This is a genomic window from Phocaeicola faecium, from assembly GCF_014837055.1.
GTDB lineage: Bacteria > Bacteroidota > Bacteroidia > Bacteroidales > Bacteroidaceae > Phocaeicola > Phocaeicola gallinarum.
This window is the reverse complement of sequence record NZ_JACSPQ010000046.1, coordinates 778-1,155: the sequence shown is the minus strand read 5'-3', so window position 1 is coordinate 1,155 and position 378 is coordinate 778. Positions and strand designations below refer to the sequence as shown.

Annotated in this window: 1 protein-coding gene; it reads right to left on the bottom strand. The window is 62.7% G+C overall.

Annotated features, from left to right (window positions below; all coding sequences use genetic code 11):
- Positions 1 to 378: hypothetical protein (locus tag H9626_RS15785; protein WP_225231021.1), on the bottom strand; the 378-nt coding region annotated here is incomplete at both ends.

Sequence of the window (378 nt, the reverse complement as noted above, 5' to 3'; positions counted from 1 at the left end):
TGCGGATAGCGGTATGGCGCGGTGTTCCGAGCCGTCACGGGTCAGGGTGATGAGCACACGATTCGGATCACGGTCGATGACCAGATCGAGATTGGCGTCGGATAACGTCAGGGTGCCGTTGCGCCACGCCCGGTAGTACCGTTCGTTCCGCACCTCGTTATTGTCATAGGACACGGCGATCTCGGGCGGCGAGGCATCCACCGCCAGCATGTCGATGGCGTGCTCCGCGAACACCGGTTGGTCGGAGAAATCACCGGTGGAGGCATAGTTGCCTGCGGCATCGGCGACGGCGAGCGCGGTACCCTCCGCGATGAGCCGGAATCCGTCGGCTTCAAGGCGGAATGAGAGCGTGCCACGGATTGGGTCATAGTCCAGATC